Here is a 25,194-nt window from a genome sequence, read left to right on the forward strand (position 1 = left end):
ATGAAAAAAAGAGACACAGGATTAGAGGGAATAATTGAATATTTTGGAAAAGTCAAAAATGAATTTGAGGGGGAATTTGAATTAGAGTCTATAGCTGAGAAGATAGCAGCAATTCCTACACTAATAGAGGCGGTGAAAAAGCTAGTCTTTCCAGAGATTCTAGAGGATTATTTAGAATATTTTGATTTCATAGTTGGCTTTTTTGATTCTTGTAAAAATGAGACATTTTTAAAGGAAAACATTCAAGACGTGTATGATTCTGTAAATCTTTTAGCTAGTGGTCTAGAGGAGATTAAAGAGCGAATAGAGGGTTTACAGGGCTTTTGTCCGTGTTGTGGAAAGGAAGTTTACTATAGTGCTAAGGATGGACAATGCAAGAATTGTACGAGCTCAAGAAGAGATAGACTTGTAAGTTTATTCTTAAAAAAGATTTCCCTATCTACAGCGACAGAAGAAACTAGTGTCTTACAAATTGCTCCAACCCCTGTAATTGATGCCTATATAAATTTGTGGTGTTCACTTATTAAATATGAAAGTTTAAATGCATTTCAGACAGATCTAAACTTTAAAGAAGATATGGAAAAGCTAAAGCAAAAAGAGGACAAAAGCTATGATTTAATTATTCTTTCAAAGCTTGCTATAGATAAATTATCTGAAGGTGAATTATTAGAAAACTTAAAAAGAATCTTAAAAGATGATGGTGAGATAGTAATTTTAGCAGAGTTAGGGGATTTAGAAGATTCGGATAATCCAGAAATTTCTAGCATGTCAGAAAAGATTATAGCTAGTCTAAATGCTAACTTCTATTTAACGGAGCTTGGAGTTGAATATTTTGGACAAGATGATTTTGAAAAAAGTGGACTTGCTTGCTCTAGCCTATTAACAGTTTTGACTAAGACTAAGTTAGAGGATTTCTATAAAGGCTTTAGACCTGTAATTAATAAGGATTTAATTGAAAATGGTCCTCTAGTTTCAGTAATTATGCCAGCTTATAATCATGAGAAATATGTAAGAAGGGCTATTGAGAGTGTAATTAATCAAAGCTATAAGAATATAGAATTTATTGTATGCGATGATGCCTCAACGGATAAGACTCCTGAAATTATGAAGGAGTATTCTAAATATTTCAAAAAAGAATTTTACTTTACAGAAAATCTAAGGGGTAGAATTCCCTTTTTAGCTAAAGAAGCTAGTGGAAAATATATTGCACTTATGCATTCTGATGATGTATGGGATAAGGATAAACTAGCTATTCAGATAGATTATTTGGAGAAAAATGGAGGCATCTCTTTAACTTGGGCCTACTATTTGCGAGATGATGGTGAAACAACAGGAGATGCAGTATTTTTTGAAAAAAATCGAAGTCGAACTCAATGGCTAAAATACCTTTGGGAGAATTCTAATTGTTTTTGCAATCCTTCTTCAGTTATGGCAAGAGAAATATTTTTAGAAGAGCAAAAGCATGGCCTTGCTTGCAGGCAATTGCCGGATTTCTTTAAGTGGGTAGATTATTTATGTAAGTATGATTTGCATCTTATTTGCCTTCCACTAACTTATCTTGGAGTGCACTACACAGGGGATAATAAAAATGAATCTGCTCCAACAGATGATAATATTTATAGAACTTCAGTGGAGGAGGGCTTTGTTTGGATGCAGGTCTTAGAAGATATGGAGGATACGCTTTTTGTGGCTGCCTTTAAGGATTTATTTAGAAGAAAAGAGGCTATCAGTAGGGAAGAGCTAATGTGTGAGCGATATTTTCTTCTTTTAGATAGTGAAAAAACAGCCCAGCAAACCAGCGCAATTTTTTATATGCATAGACATTACTCAGAAATCATAGACTGTCTAAAGGAAAAATATAATTACATAAAGGCTGATTTTATGCAGGATGAACTTAAAAAAGGCTTTATGCAATTTTTGGATAAAAAAGACACTATAGTGAAGAAATAAGATTTTTAGATGAGGGTTAAATATGAAAGAAATTGGGGGTTATTTTGAATTAGAGGTTAATAATTTAGATATGTTACACAAGGAGGCCTATGCCTTTAACACAGGTTCAAATTGCCTAGCTTTTCTTATTAATGCGAGGCATATTAAAAAGATTAGAATTCCCATATATGCCTGTTCATCTATTAAAGCCACTTGTAAAAAATATGGTCTGGCCATAAAAGAATATAGAATCGATAATAGGCTTAGACCCGCTAATTACCTAGAAGAGGATATGAAATTAGAGCCCGAGGAATGGCTATATGTCATAAATTATTACGGTCAGTTAGAGGAGGACTACTTATATAAGTTAAAGAAAAAATACGACAGAGTAATCATAGATAATGTGCAGGCATATTTTCAAAAAAGAATAGAGAATTGTGATTGCATATACTCTGCAAGAAAGTTTTTTGGAGTGGCAGATGGGGCTTTTCTTTACACAGATGCCGACCTTAAAGAGGAATATGAAAAACTAGAATACGAAGAAGTAAGGGAGAATATGTCTCATTTACTAGGACGGTTCGAAAATAGTGCCAAGAATTTTTTTGAAGATTTTAGACATAATGAAGAAAGATTGGCTAAGGCAGATATTAAGAAGATGTCTTTAATTAGCAAAAATCTTTTGAAGGGAATTGATTATGAAAATGTTGGCAGGAAACGACAGGATAACGCTAGATTTTTACAGGAAAAACTAGGAAAGATTAATGAGTTAGATATTGTAGTGGGCTTTGGTGCATTTTCATATCCCTTAATGATAAAAGATGCAGAAAAATTAAGGGATAGATTGATCTTTAAAAATATATATCTACCGCTTTTGTGGCCTAATGTTTTAGTGGAAGCATCGGAGGATTCTTTTGAGTATAAAATGGCAGACTCAGTGCTAAACCTAGTTTGCGACCAAAGATATGATTTAGAAGATATGAAATACATGTGCGAACTCTTAATGGGAGAAATGGGGGACTTATGAAGAAGATAATTCTTTTTGGAGCCACAGGAAATGTAGGCTCTTATGTGCTTTTATATGCCATTGATTATTTTAAAGATAAGGATTATGAAATTATTGCTTGCGGTAAAAGAGAAACTAGATTTTTTGAAAAAATGGGCATTAAATACATTTCTGTGGATATAGCTAAGAAGGAAGATTTTCATAAGCTGCCAACAGAGGAGGTTTTTGCAGTAATTGACCTAGCAGCAGTGATACCTTCTTATATGGATGATTACAGCCCAGAAAAATACATTAATTCCAACATCATTGGAGGCTTTAATATCTTGGAATATTGTAGAAAAGTTGGGGCTGATAGAATCCTTTTCTCCACAACGGTTTTTGATATTTCTAATTATGCGCAAGAGGGCTATGTTTTAAAGCCAGACCTTCCCCTAAACTTTAGTTATAAAGGGGATCACGCAGTTTATGTAATTAGTAAGAACACAACTATTGAGCTTTTAAAGCATTACCACGAGGAATATGGCCTTAAGTATTTTATATTTAGGTTTCCAACCATCTATAACTACAGCTCTTATCAGTATTATTATCCGGGAGGCGTTAAGACTTTAAGGCCTGTTTACAGGATGATTAATAATGCCATGAAGGGCGAGGATATTGAGCTTTGGGGCAATCCTAATTACTCTAAGGATATGGTTTATGTAAATGATTGCGCCCAGATGTTATGTAAGGCCATTGAAGTTAATAAAGAGACGGGGCTTTATAACGTGGGTACAGGAATTCCAGTAACACTAAAGGAGCAGATTGAGGCAATAATAGATGTATTTTCTCCAGCTAATAAGAAGTCTAAGATTATATATCGTCCGGAAAAGAAGGCAACTGGGGGCTTTTTAATGGATGTGGAAAATGCTAAAAGGGAGCTAGGTTATGAGCCAAAGTATGATGTTCATGCCCTTTTTAGAGAATATAAAAAGGAAATGGAGCTTAAGCGTTTTGATGAATTAAGGCGTAAGAATTAGGACTTTTTGACATTAATAAAAAACTTAGAGGTGCTTATGAAACTAGGAATTATGCAACCTTATTTTTTCCCTTATATTGGCTATTGGCAGCTTATAAATTTGGTAGATAAATACGTGATTTATGATGATGTCAATTATATTAAGGGAGGATGGATTAATAGAAATAAGATTCTTATTAATGGGGAGGCTACATTTTTAAACCTTTATTTAAGCCTTGCTAGTCCGAATAAGAAAATCAATGAAATTCAGATAGATAGTGGGATTAGGAATCAGAAGAATTTAAAAAGGATTGCTATGGCTTATAAAAAGGCCCCTTATTATGAAGAGACTTATCCTTTGCTAGAAGAACTTTTAACTAGCAAAGAGACTAATTTAGCTAAGTTGAATGGAAAAATCATAAAAGAAATATCAAGCTATCTTTCCATGAATACTGAATTTGTCTACTCTTCAGAAATTGAAAAAAACGGACATCTTAAGGGGCAGGAAAAGTTGCTTGATATATGTAAAAGACTTGGAGCTAGTGACTATTATAATGCTATTGGTGGCAAGGCTTTGTATGATCAGGAAAGCTTTAGAAGTGAAGGGATTAGATTACATTTTCTAAAGACCAAGGAAATTAGATATAAGCAGTTTGATTCGGACTTTGTGCCAAATCTTTCTATAATAGACCTTCTAATGTTTAATGGTAGGGAAGGAACTAAGGAATTGTTAAAATGTTACACTTTAGAGGAGTAGTTTATGGATGATAAGAAATTTGCCTTTATAATGTGTGTAAATGATGAGGACATGGCAGCAGAGGCCCTTTATTATATTTCAAGGTTAGATATTCCACAGGGTTATAGCCTTGAGGATATTGAGGTGGTGGATGCAGCTTCAATGACTAGTGGCTATAATGAGGGCATGAAAGCTAGTGATGCCAAGTATAAGATTTATCTTCATCAGGATGTGATGATTGTAAATAAGCGATTTCTTTATGAGGTGCTAGACATTTTCAAAGATCCAAAAATTGGCATGTTTGGCTGCGTTGGCTCTCCTAAGATGCCAGAAAATAAGATATTGTGGAAGTCAAGAGCTGTGGGGGCTTCGTATCACAGCAATAATTACGAGACCTTTATGTCTATATTTGATAACGAGAAGAAAAAATACATGGAGGTGGAGGCCTTAGACGGGGTCATAATGGTGACTCAAGTGGACATTCCTTGGAGGGAGGATGTGTTTACAGGTTGGGATTTTTATGATATTAGTCAGTCCTATGAATTTAGAAAGAGGGGCTATAAGATAGTAACCCCCCATCAAGATATTCCTTGGACTTTTCATGATGAGGGCTTTATAAATTATAAGGATTATTATAAGTACAGGAAAATTTTTAGAGAACTCTATGGTTAAAAGGGGGAGTTCGTCTTGACTAACAAAATATTCCATTGATATACTGAAAAAACCGTGAGGGAGTAGTAAGCGACTTCGTCGTAATAAGTCAACATACTGGTGTCAAAACCTGGCTTATTTTAAATTGCGAGACTCATGTAGAGCGTATGGCTGTACATGGGCGAAGTTTATCTAATTTGAACTTATCCGGATGCAGCATATGCATCCGGCTTTTTTTATGGGTGAAATGTATCAAATCCAGGCAGAGGATTGCAAACATCACATATAAGCCAGGGTTTTAGCTAGTTATATCAATCGGAGGACTTTATGTTAAATTTGTTAGTTGATAGTGCCATGTTAGGGGTTGGCCTTGCCATGGACGCCTTTTCCGTATCTATTGTAAACGGACTTAATGAACCAAATATGAGAAGAAGAAAGAGTGTTGCTATTGCAGGAACTTTCGCCTTCTTTCAGTTTATAATGCCTTTAATAGGCTGGACCTGTGTTCATACAATTTCTGAGCTTTTTAAGGATTTTCAAAAATGTATTCCTTGGATTGCCTTGATTTTACTTCTCTACATTGGTGGAAAGATGTTAATTGAGGGTATTAAGGATATGCTTTGTGTTACAGATTGTAGTGAACATGATAAGAAGATGCAGGAAATAGTCTGTCTTGGGAGAATGGCCCTTTTTGTACAGGGAATTGCCACATCTATTGATGCATTATCAGTAGGATTTACAATTTCAGGCTACGGCTTTTTTGAAGCGCTATTCTCGTCATTAATTATTGCTATTGTTACATTTTTCATATGCATCTTTGGACTTATATCAGGTAAGAAGTTTGGTGAGAAGCTCTCCGATAAGGCTACAATTGTAGGTGGACTTATATTGATTTTTATTGGTTTAAAGGTATTTATTGGTGGATTTTAAGAAGTGCCACTGCGTTCATGAGGAAGTAGCGAAGCGGATTCCGAATGTCCGCTTTACTCGGGCATAATTATGTTATACAATAAAAGCGTCTATAGGTGAGGATTACTAGAATGTGAAATTCTTTAGGGAGCTTTAATGCAAATGAAAATTTTTATGAAAAAAAGATGGATGAGCCTCGTTTTAATCTACTCTTTATTGATTGGGACTATAATAGGAGTATTTTTAAGCGAGAAAGTAAGGGCTGACAACTCAAAAGTTGTATATGTTGGCTATTATGAGAACGAAATCTTCCAGGAAGGGGCCAGAGATGGCGCTGTAAAAAGTGGTTACGCCTACGAGTATTATCGTAAGCTTTCCGAATATACCGGATGGAAGTATGAGTATGTCTATGGTACATACAACGAACTTTATGAACAATTATTGGATGGAGAGATTGATTTACTTGCAGGTCTTGCAAAGACACCTGAAAGAGAAGAACTGATTTCTTATCCTACTATGCCTATGGGAACCGAAATTTACCATCTTATTAAACACACATATGATACAGATATAACTAACGATCCAACTTCATTTTCTAATAAAAAAATTGGAATTCTAAATAGTGCAATAATTGATGTCTTTTATAATTATATTCTAGAATATGATGTGGATTGTAATGTAGTTAAATATGATGATTACGAGTCTTTATTGCATGATTTCGATGACGGAGAAATAGATATCGCTGCTGTTGAAGGTAGCGGAACATATAGTCGTACTAATTCAGAGGTTATAGGAACTTTTGGTTCTTCTGACTATTATTTATGTGTTAGTAAGGATAGACCTGATTTATTAGAGGAACTTGATAATGCACAGACTTCAATTACTAATCAAGAACCAAACTTTATTAGTAATTTAAAGTACAAGTATTATCAAGGTAGTGTAACTAGTTTATCATTTTCAAATTATGAGAAGGATTGGCTTGAGAATAATGACAAGTTAGTTGTGGGTTATCTTGAGAACTTATTACCTCTTAGTGACACGGATTCTGATGGAAATGTTACGGGTATTATAAAGGATATTGTCCCGCAGATGTTAAGTAACTTATCTATTTATGATCTAGATGTTAGTTATGTTGGATACGTATCTTATGAAGATATGATGCAGGATATTAGTGATGAAAAAATAGATATAGCTTTTCCAGTTAATGGCAGTCTTTTTTATTCAGAAATAAATGAAATATATCCTTCAAATTCTATTTTATCAGTTTCTAACGAATTGGTATTTAAGAAGGACAAGGATGCTAGTAAAGTACACACACTAGCTGTTAATAGAAATAATGGCATGCAGTATTACTATACTAAAAGTTCTTATCCAGAAGCAGAAATTGTTTACTATCCGGATATAGATGCATGCTTAAAAGCTGTAAAAGAGGGTCAGGTAGATGCTACTATTTTAAGTAGCTTAAGAGCCTATGATATTTTAAAGAATAGCAAATATCACTCTTTATCAGCAATTCCACTTAGCCTTAGAGAAGATATTTGCTTTGGCATAAAGATTGGCAACGAGGGCTTGTTAAAGTTAGTAAATCGTGGTGTTGCCCTCTTTAATCCAGATTATACAAGCAGTTTAACACCGCATTATACAGATGAACTTTATACTTACACTTTTTTTGATTTAATAAGGGATCACTTTGCTATATTTGTTGGCTTATCAATTGCAATTTTTGTGATTATAACTACAAGCATTATTATTTCCATGAGGTCTAAGGTTGAAAAGGCTAAAAAGCAGAGAATTGCAATTCAAAAGGTCTTTAATCAAATGATTCGCGCCTTTGCTAAAATCATTGATAAGAAGGATGAGTACACTAGTGGACACTCCTTTAGAGTGGCTACCTATTCAAGAAGCTTAGCCCTAAAGATTGGCTATAGCCCTGAAAGAGCAGAGAAGGTCTACAATGTGGCACTTCTTCACGATATTGGTAAGATTTTAATACCGAATGACATTTTACATAAGAAAGATGAGCTTAGTGAAAATGAATACAATCAGGTCAAGAAGCACCCTGAATATGGAAATGAAATTCTACAGGAAATCGACTTGATCCCAGAGATTTCCTATGGTGCCGGTTATCATCATGAACGCTTTGATGGTAAGGGATACCCAGAAGGTTTAAAGGGTGATGAAATTCCAGAGATTGCTCAGATTATTTCTGTTGCCGATGCCTTTGATGCCATGTATTCCACAAGACCATATAGAAAGAAGATGGACTTAGAGGAGTGCTTAAATGAAATCCAGGAAGGAGCTGGAAGTCAGTTTAATCCTGATTTTGCGAAAGCTTTCATTGAACTTGTAAAAGAGGGCAAGCTTAAAAAGGTAGAGGAAGAAAACAATGACATATTGTGGTGGTAATTATATTAACTTTTTAGTGGTGGAATTGTGAGCTTTTCTATATTGGCTAGGAGTCATTTCCTTTTCTCTTTTAAAGAGCTTAACAAAATAATTGCTATCCACTATACCTATATCTTCGCTGATTTCTTGAATTGAATTAGTTGTAGTTTCAAGGAGCTGGCAGGCTTTCTGAATTCTTAATTTTCTAAGATATTTAGTTGGGCTTGTGCCAAGCTCCTTTTTAAATAGCTTTAAAAGATAACTCTTTGAAATGGACATTTCATCAGCTAGTAGATCAAGATAAAAGTCCTCATAATAATGGTCTTCAAGGTATTTAAGGCAGTTGTTAATAATAGAGCTATAATTATTTTTATGAAGCTTTTGAATTGCATCACAAAACTCTATAACCATTTCCTTTTTATATTCAAGTATCTTATCAATATTCTTTTCTGAAAATGTTCTTCTAGTATTTTTTGAAGAAATTTGATCGATAATATAAGCAGATAAGCCTGCTTTCTGGCTTGCAAGTCTTAGAGTGGTTCTAGTTATGGCATTACCGATACGTTCATTTTCAAGAGTGGAACCTATCTTTTTTACGTAACTTACATCCTTTTGCATTTTACCTAAGTATTTAAGGGCTGAAGCAGAGTCACCCCTTATAATAGAGTCCATAAAGAGATTTTCATTTTCATATCTAATTTGAAGTAAATCTACATAGTTATCCCTGCTGCTTTCGTAGTTGTCATAATTAGCATTATTATAAGAAAAGTTGGGTCTCTTAACCTTACGTGTAGCCTTGTCAGCTTCAATCTGTTTTAAAAATGAGTTCACAATATGTATGGCTAAATCTTCATTGATGGTTGGAAAAAGATTTCTATAACGCAAATAGTCAGATATAGATAAATCATCAATATTATTCTCTCTAAAAATCTGGTTAGCATCTTCTCTAGTATGAAGAAGTGGTGTAAATGGTCCTAAAATATAGAGCTCCTCATCAATTAAAAACACAATAATGGATATGTTAAAAATATCAGCAAGTAAATAAATGTAGTCCTTGCTCATGTTATTCTTCATAGTTAGAATTGCGTCTGAATTAAATATTAGCTGAATTCTATGAATAGTGTTGTGTTTACTAAATTCCATAGCGTCTTCTGAATTTTCTATTTTGTAAAAGTTAATGTTGTATAAGCTTTTAATAAGTTCAATGTTGCTTTTTAAAATGTTATTTTTCATAAAATTATACGTATCCTTTTTGAATTCGTTTAAGATTTATCAATTCGAGTAATATTTTACTATATAAGATAAGATAATTCTATTATTATTTTTGCTTAAGTGATAATTTATTTTACGTAATAAAGATTCTATTGGAGGTTTTTTATGGACGCAAAAAGAGAGGCAAGAATAAAAAGATACATGAAAGAGGGCGGAATACATTACGCGCCATTATGGAGAATTATTGGTTTTTCAGGTGCTAATATGGCCGGTAATCTTTTTATGGGTTTGACAATGATTATGTCGTTTTATCTTAATGGATATGTTGGAATGGCAGTAATTATTGCATCTAGTTTTTCAACAATAACAAGACTTTGGGATGGTATAACTGATCCAATTGTTGGCTTCTTTGTTGATAAGTTTAGTGGAAATGATCACATAGGTAAAACAAGACTATGTTTGATTGCAGGTGGTAGTTTACTTTTAATTAACAGTTACCTTATGTTTAATGTAACTGATAGATTACCGGAAGGAATTATAAGACCTATATTTTTCATTTTCTTTACAGCAATTTATTATATAGGCTATACATTTTTAAATATCTCAAATCACGTAGGTTATGTTTGTCTTACAAATGACCCTGCACAGAGAAACATTTTATCAATCACAGGTACAATCTTCGTTAGAGTTATGAGAGCGGTTATGCAGATGGTAACAGCTTCTCTTGCTATTAAGTATGGTTCAATCCGTAGTGCTGCATTCTTCCATGAATATTGGGGCATTGTAGCAATCTTAGCGGTAATTGGTATTGTTATTTCTTATATTTGTGTTTTACCTAAGGATATTCCTGAGTTTTCTACAATTAAGAAAAACAAGGAAGATAGCGTTAAGTTTAGAGAGTATTTTGACATTTTAAAGCACAATAAACCACTTCAGATGATGATTGTAGCAAGAGCTACTGATCAGTTTTCAAATACATGTAAGACAAGTGCTATTACATTAGTTTTATATGGAATTGTTGTTGGTAACTACAATTTATCAGGTGGTTGGACACTTTATACAACTATTGTAGGTCTTGTAATGATGACCTTAGGTATTGGCGCAATTGGTACAAAGCTTGGTTTAAAGAAGGCTATGCAGGTGGGCTCTTGGGGTGTTGTTATCCTTGACACTGTTGCTATTTTAATTTGGATTTTTATGGATCCAAAAACATTATCTCTACCAGGTTATCTAAATGGCTACGGTCAGGAATTTAGCGGCTTTACAATCTTTACAGTTTGTCTATTTATAGTGACTGTTATTGGTGGTGGATTCCAGATGATTATTAGCTCAATTATTAATCCAATGATTGCTGATGTTAACGATTACGAAGCAGTTCGTTCAGGAAAGTACAAGGCTGGTATGATTGCAACAGTATTCTCATTTATGGATAAGTTATTATCTTCTTTTGGCCCTACATTTGTAGGTATTGGTTTTGCAATTATTGGCTTTAAGGATGTATTCCCTGATTTAAATACACCATATAGCACAAAACTTTTAGTTATGGCTATTGTATTCTACTATGGTTTAGAGTTACTTGGTGCAGTATTTAATATTATTGCCATGAAATATTATGATTTAACTCCTGAAAAGATGAAGGAAGTTAAGGAAAAAATCTACGAAATGAGGAAAGCTAATGAATAAAATTTCTTTTAATGAAGGATGGCTTTTTGAGAAGTTAGAAGATAAGCCCCTAGAATTAATAGATGGTAATGAAATTGTTAGTTTTAAAGAAAATGTAAATCTGCCACACACATTTTATAAAAAGGATGAGTATTATAGAGGGTTAGCAAGATATTCAAAAAAGTTGATGGTAGATTCTAAATGGAGACACTTATTTTTAGATATTCTAGCTGCGGATCAACATGCCCTAGTGTTTGCTGATGATGTAAAAATCATGGAGCATAAGGGCGGATATAGCAGATTTAGATGCGAGATTCCAGCTAGTTTATATAAAGATAAAAAGGAAGTTGACTTAAAAATCTATGTAACTAATAAATTGGATAGTGAGATTTCACCACTTACTGGAGATTTTACTGTATTTGGAGGTTTAAATCGCGGTGTTAACATCCTTTATACAGAAAATGAGTCTTACTTTGATCCAACTTACTATGGTACAGATGGAGTTATAGTTAGGACTTCTACAGATGGTAAATCAGGACAGGTAGATTTAGAAATTCACGCTAAAACTGAAATTGGAGATACATTTTTAGCAGAATTAAAAGATTCCAGCGGTGAAAACGTTGCAATAGCTTTTAGTAATAATGAGACATCCTTATCTTTAAAGATAGATAATCCTAAGCTTTGGAATGCTAAAGGAGAGGCTAATCTTTATACAGTTGAAACATCAATTTTAAGAGCTGATAAGGAAATAGATAAATTAGTTATAAGAACTGGTTTTAGAAAAATTGGCATTGATGCTAATAAAGGTCTATTTCTTAACGATAAAGCCTTTAGAATTAAGGGCGTTTCAAAGCATCAGGATGTAGGGGACAAATACAGTGCCGTTAGTGATGATGATATAAAAAGAGATTTTGACTTGATAGACGAAATAGGTGCAAATTCTATTCGATTATCCCATTATCAGCATAGCAGCTATACATATGATTGTGCAGATGAGAGAGGTTATCTAGTCTGGGCAGAGATTCCAATGCTTAAGATGACAGATAATAAGAATCTTCTTGACAATGCCAAAGAGCAATTAAAAGAGTTAATTTTACAAAATATTCATCATCCATCTATATATTGTTGGGGCATTCAAAATGAAATAGGAATGTTTAATGACAAAGACTTCATGTATGAGGATTTGTTAAAAAGCCGAAAACTGGTAAAGGACTTGGATAGTTCAAGACTTGTTACCGCAGCTAATCTCTATACAGTTAAATTTAAGAGTAAACTTAACCAAACAACAGATATGATTGGCTATAATGTTTATTTTGGCTGGTATTATGGTAAAATGCATGATTACGATAGATTTCTTGACAAGTTTCATGCTGAATGTCCCCAGTTACCAATAGGAGTTAGTGAGTATGGTGTGGATGCAAATGTATCCCTTCATTCAAGCAATCCTGTGGTAAAAGATTATTCCGAAGAGTATCAGGCTTTGTATCATGAAAATGTTTATAGAATTTTTGAGACAAAGCCATACCTTTGGGGTAGCTATGTTTGGAATATGTTTGATTTCTCAAGTGCTATTAGAAAAGAAGCAGGCCTTGAAAAAATCAATGCGAAGGGACTTGTAAGCTTTAATAGAGATATAAAGAAAGACGCTTTTTATTATTATAAGGCTAAGTGGAGTGAGGAGAAATTTTTACACATTTGCCAGAAGAGATTTGAGAAAAGAGCGGAGGAATATATTGATATTAAGGTTTATACAAACCTTGATAGTGCCTATCTTATCTTAAATGATAAGGAGATTTCTAGTGCCAATAATAATGGTAATGGAACAATCATTTTTGAAAAAATCAGACTTGAGAATAAAGAGAGTTTTATTAAGGTTGTATCAGGAAATTACGTAGATTCAGCTAAGTTTATTAAGGTTGAAAAGGAAGAAAAATCCTATAGACTTGAAGACAATGAGGCTGGAACTAGCGTTAAAAACTGGTTCATAGAGGACGACTTAATTAAAGAAGGCTACTATTCTATTAAGGATTGCGTGGGCGATTTAATAGATAATGGAGAGACGAAAGACATTTTAAATAACTATATTCCAGATATTCTAAATATGATTACTACAAATGAAGACTTCCCTAGGGGCCTTGCGCTTCAAAGTGTGATTAATAGGGCTAAGCCAAAGAATTTAGATATAAATAAATTTAATGGCGAATTAAATAGAATAAAAGCTGAATATTAAACTAAAGGTAGGGAAATGTGGCTTAGACCACATAATTCCCTGCCCTTTTTTGTTAGAATGGTCAAAAATAGGAAAGAGAGAAAAGATATGAGTACATTTTTAGGACCTATACATTTTTGGCTATACAATAAAATTGGCAAGCAGGAAGAATTGACAAAGCTTATGGCAACTACAGCCGAGGCAAAGAATTGGATTGAAAATGCCAGCGCCTACACAAAGGAATTGCCTGCCCTTGAATCAGTTATTGATGAAAGTAACATTCATGGCTGGTTACAGGCAGCAATTGCTGATGCTGAAAGTAGATATGCTAGCTTAATTTCTAATATTGCAGATAATATTGATGATTTAAAGGAGATGGCCTATGAATTTGGTAAGGCTAATGCCATTTCATCAGATTTAGAACTAGCAGGAATCTTTAAGGCCTTTGAGGATTTCTTTGTTAATGGCATGCCTTGTGATCACGTAAATATGGTTACTAGTGAAGAAGAGGATAGCCTTAGCTGGAAAATGAATCAGGATATTCATGAGCAGTATTGGAACGATATTGATGGAGCTTATTATTATCTTCTTCGTAAATCTATAATGGATGGAATGCTTGAAAATACAGGATTCATGGTAGAGATGGAGGATATCTATCACTACACAATTAAGAGAAAGTAAGATAAGACTTATTTACTTTTGTAAAAAAGAGACATTTTTTAATAGTAATTTAGGACATAACAAATTTTGTTATGTCCTTTTTTTATAGTCATAAGAAAAACTTAGTTTCTATAAAAATAGTAAAGTATATAAATATCTAAATTAATACTCCGATATATTTCATATAAATACTTTTATCAGTTTACAAAAAATTAACTTGTTGCTTGGATTTCATCATGTTATCATACTAAAGCTGACAAAAAATGGGAAATATAAAAACTAAATAAGGAGTATACAATGAAGAGAAAGATTTTGGCGGGTGTGATGGCATTTTTACTTATCTTTAGCACCCTAAGTCAGGATTTAATTGCCTTTGCTGATACTAGTTCAAATTCAAGTGATTTAGTAACCGTAACAGTTACTAATGCAGAAACAGATGAGGCTTTAGCTGGTGGAACTATTTCTAAGTCAACTCAGTTTAAAGCTAGCTATAAATTTAAGGATGTGGCAATTAATACCACAGACGATGGAGCAATACAGCAGGGAGAGACTTTGGAACTTCCAAGTATAACTGGAATTTCACAGTTTAATTTATCCGCACAAACTATAAAGGTTTATGACACTACAAACACTATTGAATTTGGTGAAGTAGTTATTACACCTGACACAGATAAGGATTTAGCTACTGTAGAGTTTACTTTAACCTCAGACCAGGCAGGAACTCTAAGTAATGCTTATTTCGACATTATTTTAGCCCTAAATGAGACATTAACAACAGAGAGAAGAGAGATAACATTTCCAGACGGAAGCGTTTACACCTTTACTATTAAAGAATATGTAACAACACCTCCTAGTTTATCTATCGAAGCTACAAAAAAAGATGACACAACGGTTTCTTGGGAAGTAGATATTACTAATGCCGAGACACCTACTGAATATGAAAATGGTTACACAATATCAATAGACCTTTCAGACGATGAATCTTACGTTTCAGACAGTTTTAAAATAAATCAAGAGAGTCAAACAGCAACATATGACGAGTCTAGCAAAACATTAACATTCTCAATTGATAGCCCTACTACAGATTCAAAAGCAGTTACACAAATTACTTATGATACAACGACTGCATTTTCATTAAAAGAATCAGACATTACAAACAATGTAACAGAGATGGAAGTAGCTTTAACAGATACTGCCAACTTAATTGATAACAGCGATAATTCTTACATTTATAGCGAGCCAGTTTCTGACACAGAGACACTTACAAAGTCCGTTAAGCAGTGGCTTAATAAGGAAGTTACAGGAAGTGTAACTACAGATGGAATTATTAACTGGAAGATTACTGTTAACAACAATGGTTATTCGTTACAAAATGTAACACTATACGATTTATTTGCAGGTGACGGGGCAAATATGACACTAGTAGACGGTGTTGTAAATGTTGAAACAACAAACAATTCAACAGGGGAAACAACAACATCAAGTCTTAGTGCAAGTTTAAATGAGACAAATTCAAGTGAATATACATGGTCTGCTCTTCTTGGCAACATGACAGGAGACACAACAATCGTAATAAGCTATTCAACACAGATTACTAACTATGCTGACTATTTAAAGCAGAATCATAGTTCTAATCCTAAAAATGATGCTTGGGTAACTTACGAATACGATTTTGATGGCAACGGCACTTCAGAGTTTAAGGGCCCTAGCGTAACAAAGGAAGCTTCTGTTAACTTAAGTTCAGGTATTGAGATTAGAGGCGTAAGCTACGATCCATCAACTCATGAACTTACATGGAAGGTCTTAGTAAATCAGGGTTATCAGCCAGTTACTGAGGTTAAGATTACTGATTTAATTCCAAGTGAACAGACATACGTGGATTCTTCTATAAGCGAGGTAAGTCTTATAAATAGTGATGGGGAGACAGTCTCTACATTATCTGTAACTCCTACTCCAACAGAGGATTTAAGCGATAATAATAACATTTTAATAAATCTTGGCAGTTTAGTAGATTCAGAGGATAGCAGTAAGGGCTATGAAGCAGTTTTCACACTTAAAACTGTATTAACAGATGATGCTGCTAGCACATGGACAAATAACACAAGCACTACATTTTCAAACACAGTATCCCTTGATATTGCTGAAAATGCATCGGCTCAGGCAAGTACTGCAAAGATTAGCTATACAAGTAACGTATTAAAGACAAGTATAGATAACTACAGCTACAACGACCACACAGTAGACGTGACAGTAACTGTGGACACTAATAAGATGGATATGGAAAATGCAGTAGTTGTAGATAGTTTAAACTATGACGATTACAGCTTTGAAATCGTAGATGACACAGTTTATGTAAATGGCACAGAAACAGAGCATAGCCTTAATGATGAGGGAAATCTAGTAGTTTCCCTTGGAGATATCTCAAAGGATGAGGGAGATTCAAGCATTAAGACTATTAGCTTTAAGGCCAAGGTAAATAGTGATAATTACGAGACTATTAATAATGGAACTTTTAGCATTTGCAATACTGCAAAGCTTACAACTGATGACATTACAAAGCTTACTGATTTAAATGCAGTTGAGGTGACATCAGAAAAGATTACAATTACAAACTCTATTATTAAGAAGGAAGGCCAGGCAGATAGTAGTACAGGTCAGGCTGATTACACAGTTTACATTAATAGAGCAAGACTTGATTTAACAAACAATTTCACAGTAAGAGATACACTTGGTAGCTCAATGGAACTTGATCAGTTATCCATCGCCCTTTACCAGTGCGATACTGATGATGATGGAAATATTACAGCAGAGACTTTAGTGGATTCATCTGAATACACAGTTTCTGTAGAAATTAATAGCGAGAACAAGACAGTAATGGATGTTACACTTCCAGAAACTAACTATGTTTACAAGCTTACATATAGCGCACAGTTAGTAGATGTAACCCTTGCAGATTGTTCTAATAATATAAGCATTGTCTATAAGGATTCATCTTCATTTGCAAGTTCAAGCCAAAATTTAAAGACATCCTTTAAGGCAGGTGCAGAATTTACAAGCGCTGCTTACCTCTACATTGAGGCAGTTGATTCAAAGGGTAACGCTCTTTCAGGCGTTAGCTTTGCAGTAATCGACCCTGATACTAACGAGGAAGTTTTAGTGCTTACAACTAAGACAGATGGTGTGGCAACAGCGATTTCTACAAAGCTTACTGAAGGTAAGACTTATATTGTAGAAGAGCTTGAAACACCAGATACATATAAGGAGGTTGAAAGTCAGGAAACAGAGGCTGTTGGTCTTGGTAAGTCCAATGCCCAGACCCTTACCTTTACACATGAGAAGCTTTCAACAACTATTAAAATCTACAATAGAGCAAATACAGAAGATGGCGATTTGCTTGATGCTACAAGTTTAGTTTTAACTAAAGACGGAAGTGAGGTTGCTAGTTGGAATTCAACAGATGCTAATGCTTATGAAGCAACGATTTACTTAGATAGCGAGTATTGTTTAACAGCTACAGCTCCTTCAGACTACACATCAGGCGAGGCTATTAGCTTTAAGCTTGTTCAGAATGCTACAACAGGCGAACTTAAACTTACACAGCTCGTGGATGGTTCTTATGTAAATGTAGACGCCATCAACATGGTAAACGTGGCAAAGGATAGATTATCCTTTAGCGTAAGTAAGCTTTCAGATAGTCAGGAAACAGAAATTGAGGGCGCAACTCTTGCAATCTCAACTGCTTCTGAATTAACAGAGGATAGCTTAGTAGAAAGATGGACAACTAATGGCGCAGCTCATAAGACTTCTCTTGCAGAAGGCGAGTACTACTTAATTGAAGAAAGTGCACCAGTAGGCTTTGAAGTTGCCAACACAATAAAGTTTAAGATTGATTCAGATTTAAAGCTTTATGTGGCTGATGAAGAGGACAACAACACACTTGTGGAAACAACTGCATCGACTAGTTCAGACTCTGACGAAACTTCAAGCACAAGTCTTACAATCTCTATGATTGATAAGCACAACACTAGCGAAACAGCAAGTTTTACACTAAGCCCAAGCACACTAGGGCTATCTGATGATACATTTTCAGCCCTAAGCTTTGTAGTAAAGACATATGCAGATGGTGATTTAGATAGTCAAACATCAGAGTTAATAACAGTTGAGGCGGTGGCAGCAGATGAAGAAAATCTTGAATACAGCTACGCATTAAATTATCAGGATGAATACATTTTATTAGCTCAAAATACAATTGATGGTTACGAAGCAATTCCTGCAATTAGCTTTAAAATCATGGGCTCTGTGGATGAAGAGGGAAATATTGTAGACACATTACTTCTTTATTCAGCAGCAACAAATTCTTATGTGACTTCAACATTAGAAAATCTTCAGAGTCTTGTAGTTTTAAAGAAAGCTGAAGTTGCAGGAGATTACGATGATAATGGAATTGGCGAGACTCACAGCTATCAATTTGATATAATGAATCTAGAAGTAGCTAAGTCTGAGGATGCATATCTTGGTGCCTTAGGAGAGCTTGGGGCAGACGAGACAGACACTAACAAAGTAGACGCTCAAAAAGCAGACAGACTTAAGCAGACAGGTGGATTTATTGGTACAGCATGGTCTTATCTAGTTTCACTCGGCCTCGTGCTTACAGGCCTTGCCTTGGTATTTAAGAAAAAGGAAGATAATAATGACTAAGAAAAATGTTATTTTTAAAATCCTAGGTTTAATCTTGGTTTTTATAGGTCTAGCCCTTTTCCTAGCTTCAGTCTTACTTAACGTAAGGCAGTACAGGGAGGCGGCTAAGACCTTAAAGGAGTTTAGAGAGACTAAAGAGGAAATTGAAAATGATAGTGACTTGCAGGAAGCCTACAAAGAAAAGGAAGAGAGCAAGGACTATGAAGAAGGCGAATTGCTATACATTTTAAAAATCCCTTCCATCGATTCAAAGAATCCAGTAAAGGAGGGCGTGGAATCAAATGTTTTATCTGATTCTCTAGGCCATGATCCTTCAACAGCTTATGCTGGAGAACAGGGTAACTGCGTGATTGCAGGTCACAGAAATTATAGCTTTGGAAAATATTTTAACAGGCTTAATGAGGTGCAAATAGGCGATGAACTTTATCTAGAAACTATGACAGAGGAGTATTGCTATGAAGTTACCGAAATTAAGGTAGTTGAGCCGACGGATACCTATATTCTTGAGAATATCGGGGATGAGGAAACTTTAACGCTTTATACTTGTACACCAATTTATATCGCAACTCATAGATTAGTTATTATAGCAACTAGGGTTAATAATTAAGCATTATAGAAAGAAAATGTGGCTTAGACCACATAATTCCCGGCCTTTTTTGTTAGAATGGTCAAAAATAGGAAAGAGAGAAAAGATATGAGTACATTTTTAGGACCTATACATTTTTGGCTATACAATAAAATTGGCAAGCAGGAAGAATTGACAAAGCTTATGGCAACTACAGCCGAGGCAAAGAATTGGATTGAAAATGCAAGCGCCTACACTAAAGAATTGCCAGCCCTTGAATCAGTTATTGATGAAAGTAACATTCATGGTTGGCTACAGGCAGAAATTGCAGATGCCGAAAACAGATATGCTAGTTTAATTTCTAATATTGCTGACAATATCGATGATTTAAAGGAGATGGCCTACGAATTTGGTAAGGCCAATGCCCTTTCATCAGATTTAGAACTAGCAGGAATCTTTAAGGCCTTTGAGGGTTTCTTTGTTAATGGCATGCCTTGTGATCACGTAAATATGGTGACTAGTGAAGAAGAGGATAGCCTTAGCTGGGAAATGAATCAGGATATTCATGCCCAGTATTGGAGCGATATTGATGGAGCTTATTATTATCTTCTTCGTAAATCTATAATGGATGGAATGCTTGAAAATACAGGATTCATGGTAGAGATGGAGGATATCTATCACTACACAATTAAGAGAAAGTAAGATATAGATTAATATATTAAGAGCAGCTAATTGTAGTGTCAGTTAGCTGCTTTTTTATAAGAAAAAAGATTGTTATAAATTTGACACATCCCCTTGACATAAAAAATATGAAATGCTAATGTGAAATTGTATGAAATATAATGAAATGGAGTCAGGGGTTTATGTCAAATATTGCAGTATTATTTCCAGAAGAGGAAATGCTTGATATTGTGTCTGAAATGGATGCAGAGGTTCAAGAGGATATAATTTATAAAAAGGCCATACAAACAGTGAATGCTATTAGCGAAGCAAGAAAGGCTATTAATGAAGGTGCAGATATAATAGTTGCCAGGGGATATCAACATTTGCTAATAGATAAGTACACTAATATACCTACAGTAGCTGTGAAGTTTCAGGCCCAGGAAGTTGGTATTTTAGTTAAGAAGGCTAAGACTATGATTAAGGATAAAAAGCCTTGCATTGGTTTTATTGCCTTTCCTAATACACTAGGTAATCTTGATATGATGGCTGAGCTTTTTGATGTGGAGTTTCATGTTGAAACAATAACTCAGATTGAAGAATGTACTTTAGCATTAAAGGAACTTGCTAAGTATAATGTAGACTTAATTATAGGTGGTAAGGTAATATGTGAAGAAGCTCAGAAAATGGGCCTACTTACACTACTTTATAAAACTACTTATGAGTCAATTTACACAGCAATTGAAGAAGCTAGAAGAATATCTAAGGCTATTGAAATTGAAAAACAAAATGTTGCTCAGTTTACAACAGTAATAGATCATTCTTTTAGTGGAATTATTAAGATAAATAAGAATCATAAGATAATAGCTATAAATGAAAGGGCACAAACACTTATAAAGACAGGAATTGAGGATGCAGTTGGCCAAGAGCTTTTTGAAACTTTTCCTGATATAGAGAAGACATCAGTAGATAAGGTATTAACAGGGGAGCGTGAAAGCTATACAACATCAGTTAATATAAAGAATCAGTCATGGATAATATTAATTGCGCCTATACAATATGATGAGAAAATCACAGGGGCAATTATTTCTCTACAAAAACTAGAAAGGAATTCTAAGGGCGATGCTAACAAACATCTTGAGTTAATGAAGAATGGATTTATAGCTCAAAGGACTTTTAAGGATATTATAACTAATGATGAAGGAATGAAAGAACAGATTAGAATTGCTAAAGTTTATGCCCTATCATCAAATCCCATTTTAATTTATTCAGAAGTTGGTAATCAGGCAGAGAGTTTTGCAGAAGCCATTCATAATAATAGTGATAGAAAGGCAGGAAGCTTTGTAAGTATTGATGTGGAAGGCTTAACAGATGAGCAACAAGTTGAGGTCCTTTTTGGAGATTTAAACGGAGGGGATATAACTAAAAGAACAGAGTCAGCCCTAGCTAAAGCAAGCCATGGTACTTTATTTATAAGAAATATAGACAAGTTATCTAAACTAGCACAAAGTCAGCTACTTAGAACTCTTATGTTTAGAAAGACCTTAAGTACAGACATGCTTTCCATGGATGAGTATGATGTAAGAATCATAGCTCTTTCTAGAGAACAGCTTTTAAAATGTGTTGAAAGGGGCTGCTTTAATAAGGAACTTTTCTACTATTTACACGGATTAACACTTAACATACCTAGTTTAGAGGAAAGACCTAAGGACTTAGAGGAATTTTTTGATAGCTATATAAAAGAGTTCTCAAGAAAATATAGCAAGTTCGTTAAGATATCAATAGATGCCAAGATTAGGTTAAAGAAGTTAGAATGGCCAGGTAACTTAATTCAACTTCGCACATTTGCAGAAAAGCTAGTAATTGTTACTAATAAGAGAATAGTAGATGATAGATCTATAACTAAAACATATCAGGAATTATATCCAGATATATTAAAACATGATGATGAAAACATTCTTGTGGTTTATAAAGAACATGAGGCTAAGCATTTAGAAGATTTAATGATGAAATATAATGGCAATCGTAAAAAGATTGCAGCAGAGCTTGGCATAAGTACCACAACTCTTTGGAGAAAGCTGAAAAAATACGCTATAGAATAAGAAAAAAGTCAGTAGTATTAACCTTTTGAAAGCTATTTATGTATAGCTAAAACAAAAGTTATAATGCTACTGCTTTTTTTATATTAAAAATATTCTACAGTAATTTTATGCAAAAACCAGTCTTATTTTTTGTGTAATTTATCTAAATTTACAAAAATGAATAAAAGCATTCCAGCTAATATTTCGTTTTTTTTCAAATGATTTCAAAAACAATTTAAAGATAAAATATATAGTATACAAGCCTTTTAAAATGAAAAAATATGAATGAGATTGCAATAATGAAATTTCAGTTTTGAAAATTAGTAAATCTGTTACAAAATTAACAAATCTTCATTGGGCTTTTGGTCAATAGTATCAAAAGCTATTTCTAATTAGAATAAAGTCAGTTGATGAAATTTAAATTTCATACTACCAAATAATAAAGAAAAATTTTAAAGAGAAATTAAGGAGGATTTTGAAGATGAAAATCGGTTTTATTGGATTAGGAATTATGGGTAAGCCAATGAGTAAGAACTTATTAAAGGCTGGATATGAATTAGTAGTAAATAATAAGGGTCAGGAAGCTATGGATGAATTAGTAGCTCTTGGTGCTACAGCAGCAGCAAACGCTAAGGAAGTTGCTAGCCAGTGTGACGTTATTATTACAATGCTTCCAAACTCACCACACGTTAGAGAAGTATGTCTTGGTGAAAACGGTGTTATTGATGGTGCTAAGGAAGGCACAATCGTTATTGATATGAGCTCAATTGATCCTGTAGAAAGCAAGAAGATTGGTGCTGAACTTGCTAAGAAGGGTATTGAATTAATGGATGCTCCTGTAAGTGGTGGCGAACCAAAGGCTATCGACGGAACTATCTCAGTTATGGTTGGTGGTAACAAGGAAAGCTTCGATAAGTACTATGATTTATTAATGGCTATGGCTGGTTCTGTAGTATACGTTGGACCTCTTGGTTCTGGTAACGTTGCTAAGCTTGCTAACCAGGTTATCGTTGCTCTTAACATTGCAGCTGTATCAGAAGCTTTAACACTTGCTGTTAAGAACGGTGCAGATCCTGAACTTGTATACCAGGCTATTAGAGGTGGTCTTGCTGGATCAACAGTACTTGATGCTAAGGCTCCAATGATGATGGCTCATGACTTCAAGCCAGGTTTCAGAATTGAACTTCATATTAAGGATTTAGCAAATGCTATTAACGCAGCTCATGCAACAAGCACAGCTCTTCCACTTACATCACAGGTAATGGAAATCATGCAGGGCTTAAAGAATGATGGTTGCGAAAAGGAAGATCATAGTGCAATCGTTCGTTACTATGAGAAGATTTCTAGTACATCAGTAGAACGTAAGTAATTGTTTCTAATAAGTTTTTTTTATGATGTATTGGGGGAAATTTTTCTTATGAGTGAATCGACTAGAATGTTACTAGGTTTAGCTATAGGTATTATAGTTATGATCTATTTAGTATCTAAGACTAAGATACATACATTTATTGCTTTAATTGTTGCCTGTGTAGTTACAGGTATTATTGGTGGAATGCCACTAGCAGATGTTGTCAAAACATTAGATGATGGAACTAAGCAGACTACAGTAGGTTTAATGACTGCTATTAAAAATGGTTTTGGTAATACACTAAAGAGTACCGGTATTATTATTGGTTTAGGCGTAATGATGGGTGGTATTCTTGAAAAATCAGGCGCTGCTGAAAGAATGGCCTATTCTTTCATTAAAGCAGTAGGAAAGAAAAAAGAGGAGTGGGCATTAGCAATCACAGGTTGGTTTATATCTATACCAGTATTTGCTGACTCTGCAGTTGTAATTTTTGCTCCACTTTGTAAGGCAATTTCTAAGGTTACAGGTAAGTCAATTGTAGGCTTAGGTCTTGCTATGGCAGCAGGTTTACAGCTTACACACTGTCTTGTACCACCTACACCAGGTCCTACAACAGCAGCAAGTATGCTTCATGTTGATGTGGGTCAGATGATTATCCTGGGTGCACTTATTTCAATTCCAATGCTTATTGTTGCAGTTTTATATTGTAAATTCATTGGTAAGAAGATTTATCAGGTACCTAATGATGAAGGTGGATATGATCGTAAGGAATTCAAACAGGAATATATTAAGTCTATGGAAGAATTAGACAATATGATTGCTCAAAAAGAGCTTCCAGGTCTTTTTATTTCAATTGCTCCAATTGTTGTTCCTTTAATTTTAATTTTAGTAAACACTGTTCTTGGATTAATTGGTTTTGATAATCAGATTCTTGAATTTATTGGCGATCCAGTAGTCGCTTTAGCAGTTGGTACAATAATTGCTATTTATGGTCTTATGGGCCATGCAGATAAGAAAAAAACACTTAACATTATGGATGATGCCATTAAGAGCACAGGTATTATCATGCTTATTACAGGTGCAGGTGGATCTTTAGGTAATGTAATTAAGGTTTCAGGTATTGGTGATGCTTTAGGTAATTTAGTACTTGCTTGGCCAATTCCAGTAATTCTTATTCCATTCATTATTGCAGCTTTAATGAGAATCGCATTAGGTTCTGCAACAGTTGCTATTACAACAGCCGCATCACTTTCAGCACCACTTGTTGGAGTCATTGCAGTTAGCCCATTATTAATGTCTTTATCATGTTGTGTTGGAGCTATTTCCTTCTCATATTTTAATGATAGTGGTTTCTGGGTATGGAATGGAATGTTTGGAGTTGATGACATTAAGGATCAGGTTAGATGTAAAACAGCCGTGTCCTTGATTATGGCAGCAGCCGGTGTTATTGAATTATTAATACTTGGTATATTTATGAAATAGATGTTTTATT

General features: G+C 34.3%; 17 protein-coding genes. 16 read left to right on the plus strand and 1 reads right to left on the minus strand.

Annotated elements, in window-relative coordinates:
- From BLQ66_RS00815 to BLQ66_RS00845, 7 genes are all read left to right on the plus strand, one after another.
- Positions 1 to 1,950 carry a glycosyltransferase family 2 protein gene (locus BLQ66_RS00815; RefSeq protein WP_074520471.1) on the plus strand — a complete coding sequence of 650 codons (1,950 nt, stop codon included), beginning with the start codon at positions 1 to 3 and terminating at the stop codon, positions 1,948 to 1,950.
- Between the two features lie 22 nt (positions 1,951 to 1,972).
- The gene (locus tag BLQ66_RS00820; protein WP_074520472.1) at positions 1,973 to 2,953 is read left to right on the plus strand and encodes a hypothetical protein; all 981 of its coding nucleotides are present in this window, start codon (positions 1,973 to 1,975) and stop codon (positions 2,951 to 2,953) included.
- Positions 2,950 to 3,948: an NAD-dependent epimerase/dehydratase family protein gene (locus BLQ66_RS00825; RefSeq protein WP_074520473.1), complete on the plus strand. Its 999-nt coding sequence runs from the start codon at positions 2,950 to 2,952 to the stop codon at positions 3,946 to 3,948. The genes BLQ66_RS00820 and BLQ66_RS00825 overlap by 4 nt, the downstream gene beginning before the upstream one ends.
- 36 nt (positions 3,949 to 3,984) lie before the next feature.
- Positions 3,985 to 4,683, plus strand: a complete 699-nt coding sequence (locus tag BLQ66_RS00830; protein ID WP_074520474.1) for a WbqC family protein — start codon at positions 3,985 to 3,987, stop codon at positions 4,681 to 4,683.
- A gap of 3 nt (positions 4,684 to 4,686) precedes the next feature.
- Positions 4,687 to 5,334 carry a glycosyltransferase family protein gene (locus BLQ66_RS00835; protein WP_074520475.1) on the plus strand — a complete coding sequence of 216 codons (648 nt, stop codon included), beginning with the start codon at positions 4,687 to 4,689 and terminating at the stop codon, positions 5,332 to 5,334.
- A 306-nt stretch (positions 5,335 to 5,640) separates the two neighbouring features.
- Complete coding sequence (locus BLQ66_RS00840) at positions 5,641 to 6,243, plus strand: manganese efflux pump MntP (RefSeq protein ID WP_074520476.1); 603 nt, start codon at positions 5,641 to 5,643, stop codon at positions 6,241 to 6,243.
- A gap of 153 nt (positions 6,244 to 6,396) precedes the next feature.
- Positions 6,397 to 8,628: an HD domain-containing phosphohydrolase gene (locus BLQ66_RS00845; RefSeq protein WP_180364672.1), complete on the plus strand. Its 2,232-nt coding sequence runs from the start codon at positions 6,397 to 6,399 to the stop codon at positions 8,626 to 8,628.
- Here BLQ66_RS00845 and BLQ66_RS00850 read toward each other — a convergent pair whose 3' ends face one another.
- Positions 8,629 to 9,750 (minus strand): AraC family transcriptional regulator, encoded by a 1,122-nt coding sequence (locus BLQ66_RS00850; protein ID WP_180364673.1) that lies wholly within the window; start codon positions 9,748 to 9,750, stop codon positions 8,629 to 8,631.
- 234 nt (positions 9,751 to 9,984) lie between these two features.
- On the opposite strand from BLQ66_RS00850, the gene BLQ66_RS00855 reads away from it, so the two are divergent.
- From BLQ66_RS00855 to BLQ66_RS00895, 9 genes are all read left to right on the plus strand, one after another.
- On the plus strand, positions 9,985 to 11,502 hold the full coding sequence (locus BLQ66_RS00855; RefSeq protein ID WP_074520479.1) for an MFS transporter: 1,518 nt from the start codon (positions 9,985 to 9,987) through the stop codon (positions 11,500 to 11,502).
- Complete coding sequence (locus BLQ66_RS00860) at positions 11,495 to 13,711, plus strand: glycoside hydrolase family 2 protein (RefSeq protein WP_074520480.1); 2,217 nt, start codon at positions 11,495 to 11,497, stop codon at positions 13,709 to 13,711. Before BLQ66_RS00855 ends, BLQ66_RS00860 begins: the two co-directional genes overlap by 8 nt.
- An 87-nt stretch (positions 13,712 to 13,798) precedes the next feature.
- Positions 13,799 to 14,371, plus strand: coding sequence for a hypothetical protein (locus BLQ66_RS00865; RefSeq protein ID WP_074520481.1), 573 nt, complete (start codon positions 13,799 to 13,801; stop codon positions 14,369 to 14,371).
- Positions 14,372 to 14,647: 276 nt separating this feature from the next.
- Positions 14,648 to 19,048 (plus strand): prealbumin-like fold domain-containing protein, encoded by a 4,401-nt coding sequence (locus BLQ66_RS00870; protein WP_074520482.1) that lies wholly within the window; start codon positions 14,648 to 14,650, stop codon positions 19,046 to 19,048.
- Positions 19,041 to 19,655 (plus strand): class D sortase, encoded by a 615-nt coding sequence (locus tag BLQ66_RS00875; protein WP_074520483.1) that lies wholly within the window; start codon positions 19,041 to 19,043, stop codon positions 19,653 to 19,655. The genes BLQ66_RS00870 and BLQ66_RS00875 overlap by 8 nt, the downstream gene beginning before the upstream one ends.
- 87 nt (positions 19,656 to 19,742) lie before the next feature.
- Positions 19,743 to 20,315 (plus strand): hypothetical protein, encoded by a 573-nt coding sequence (locus tag BLQ66_RS00880; RefSeq protein WP_074520484.1) that lies wholly within the window; start codon positions 19,743 to 19,745, stop codon positions 20,313 to 20,315.
- 161 nt (positions 20,316 to 20,476) lie between these two features.
- Positions 20,477 to 22,375 (plus strand): PrpR N-terminal domain-containing protein, encoded by a 1,899-nt coding sequence (locus BLQ66_RS00885; RefSeq protein ID WP_074520485.1) that lies wholly within the window; start codon positions 20,477 to 20,479, stop codon positions 22,373 to 22,375.
- Between the two features lie 418 nt (positions 22,376 to 22,793).
- Positions 22,794 to 23,723: a 2-hydroxy-3-oxopropionate reductase gene (gene garR, locus BLQ66_RS00890; protein WP_272867053.1), complete on the plus strand. Its 930-nt coding sequence runs from the start codon at positions 22,794 to 22,796 to the stop codon at positions 23,721 to 23,723.
- A 48-nt stretch (positions 23,724 to 23,771) separates the two neighbouring features.
- A complete protein-coding gene (locus BLQ66_RS00895) occupies positions 23,772 to 25,184 on the plus strand; it encodes a GntP family permease (RefSeq protein ID WP_074520487.1) in 1,413 nt (470 codons plus the stop codon).
- The last annotated feature ends 10 nt before the right edge of the window (positions 25,185 to 25,194 follow it).

This window comes from Lachnospira pectinoschiza, assembly GCF_900103815.1.
GTDB lineage: Bacteria > Bacillota > Clostridia > Lachnospirales > Lachnospiraceae > Lachnospira > Lachnospira pectinoschiza_B.

Coding starts and splice junctions, on each gene's coding strand:
- BLQ66_RS00885 (WP_074520485.1), top strand. CDS start 20,477: ATGTCAAATATTGCAGTATTATTTCCAGAAGAGGAAATGCTTGATATT.
- BLQ66_RS00860 (WP_074520480.1), top strand. CDS start 11,495: ATGAATAAAATTTCTTTTAATGAAGGATGGCTTTTTGAGAAGTTAGAA.
- BLQ66_RS00830 (WP_074520474.1), top strand. CDS start 3,985: ATGAAACTAGGAATTATGCAACCTTATTTTTTCCCTTATATTGGCTAT.
- BLQ66_RS00895 (WP_074520487.1), top strand. CDS start 23,772: ATGAGTGAATCGACTAGAATGTTACTAGGTTTAGCTATAGGTATTATA.
- BLQ66_RS00875 (WP_074520483.1), top strand. CDS start 19,041: ATGACTAAGAAAAATGTTATTTTTAAAATCCTAGGTTTAATCTTGGTT.
- BLQ66_RS00850 (WP_180364673.1), bottom strand. CDS start 9,750: ATGGAATTTAGTAAACACAACACTATTCATAGAATTCAGCTAATATTT.
- BLQ66_RS00865 (WP_074520481.1), top strand. CDS start 13,799: ATGAGTACATTTTTAGGACCTATACATTTTTGGCTATACAATAAAATT.
- BLQ66_RS00880 (WP_074520484.1), top strand. CDS start 19,743: ATGAGTACATTTTTAGGACCTATACATTTTTGGCTATACAATAAAATT.
- BLQ66_RS00820 (WP_074520472.1), top strand. CDS start 1,973: ATGAAAGAAATTGGGGGTTATTTTGAATTAGAGGTTAATAATTTAGAT.
- BLQ66_RS00835 (WP_074520475.1), top strand. CDS start 4,687: ATGGATGATAAGAAATTTGCCTTTATAATGTGTGTAAATGATGAGGAC.
- BLQ66_RS00845 (WP_180364672.1), top strand. CDS start 6,397: ATGAAAAAAAGATGGATGAGCCTCGTTTTAATCTACTCTTTATTGATT.
- BLQ66_RS00855 (WP_074520479.1), top strand. CDS start 9,985: ATGGACGCAAAAAGAGAGGCAAGAATAAAAAGATACATGAAAGAGGGC.
- BLQ66_RS00825 (WP_074520473.1), top strand. CDS start 2,950: ATGAAGAAGATAATTCTTTTTGGAGCCACAGGAAATGTAGGCTCTTAT.
- BLQ66_RS00840 (WP_074520476.1), top strand. CDS start 5,641: ATGTTAAATTTGTTAGTTGATAGTGCCATGTTAGGGGTTGGCCTTGCC.
- BLQ66_RS00870 (WP_074520482.1), top strand. CDS start 14,648: ATGAAGAGAAAGATTTTGGCGGGTGTGATGGCATTTTTACTTATCTTT.
- BLQ66_RS00815 (WP_074520471.1), top strand. CDS start 1: ATGAAAAAAAGAGACACAGGATTAGAGGGAATAATTGAATATTTTGGA.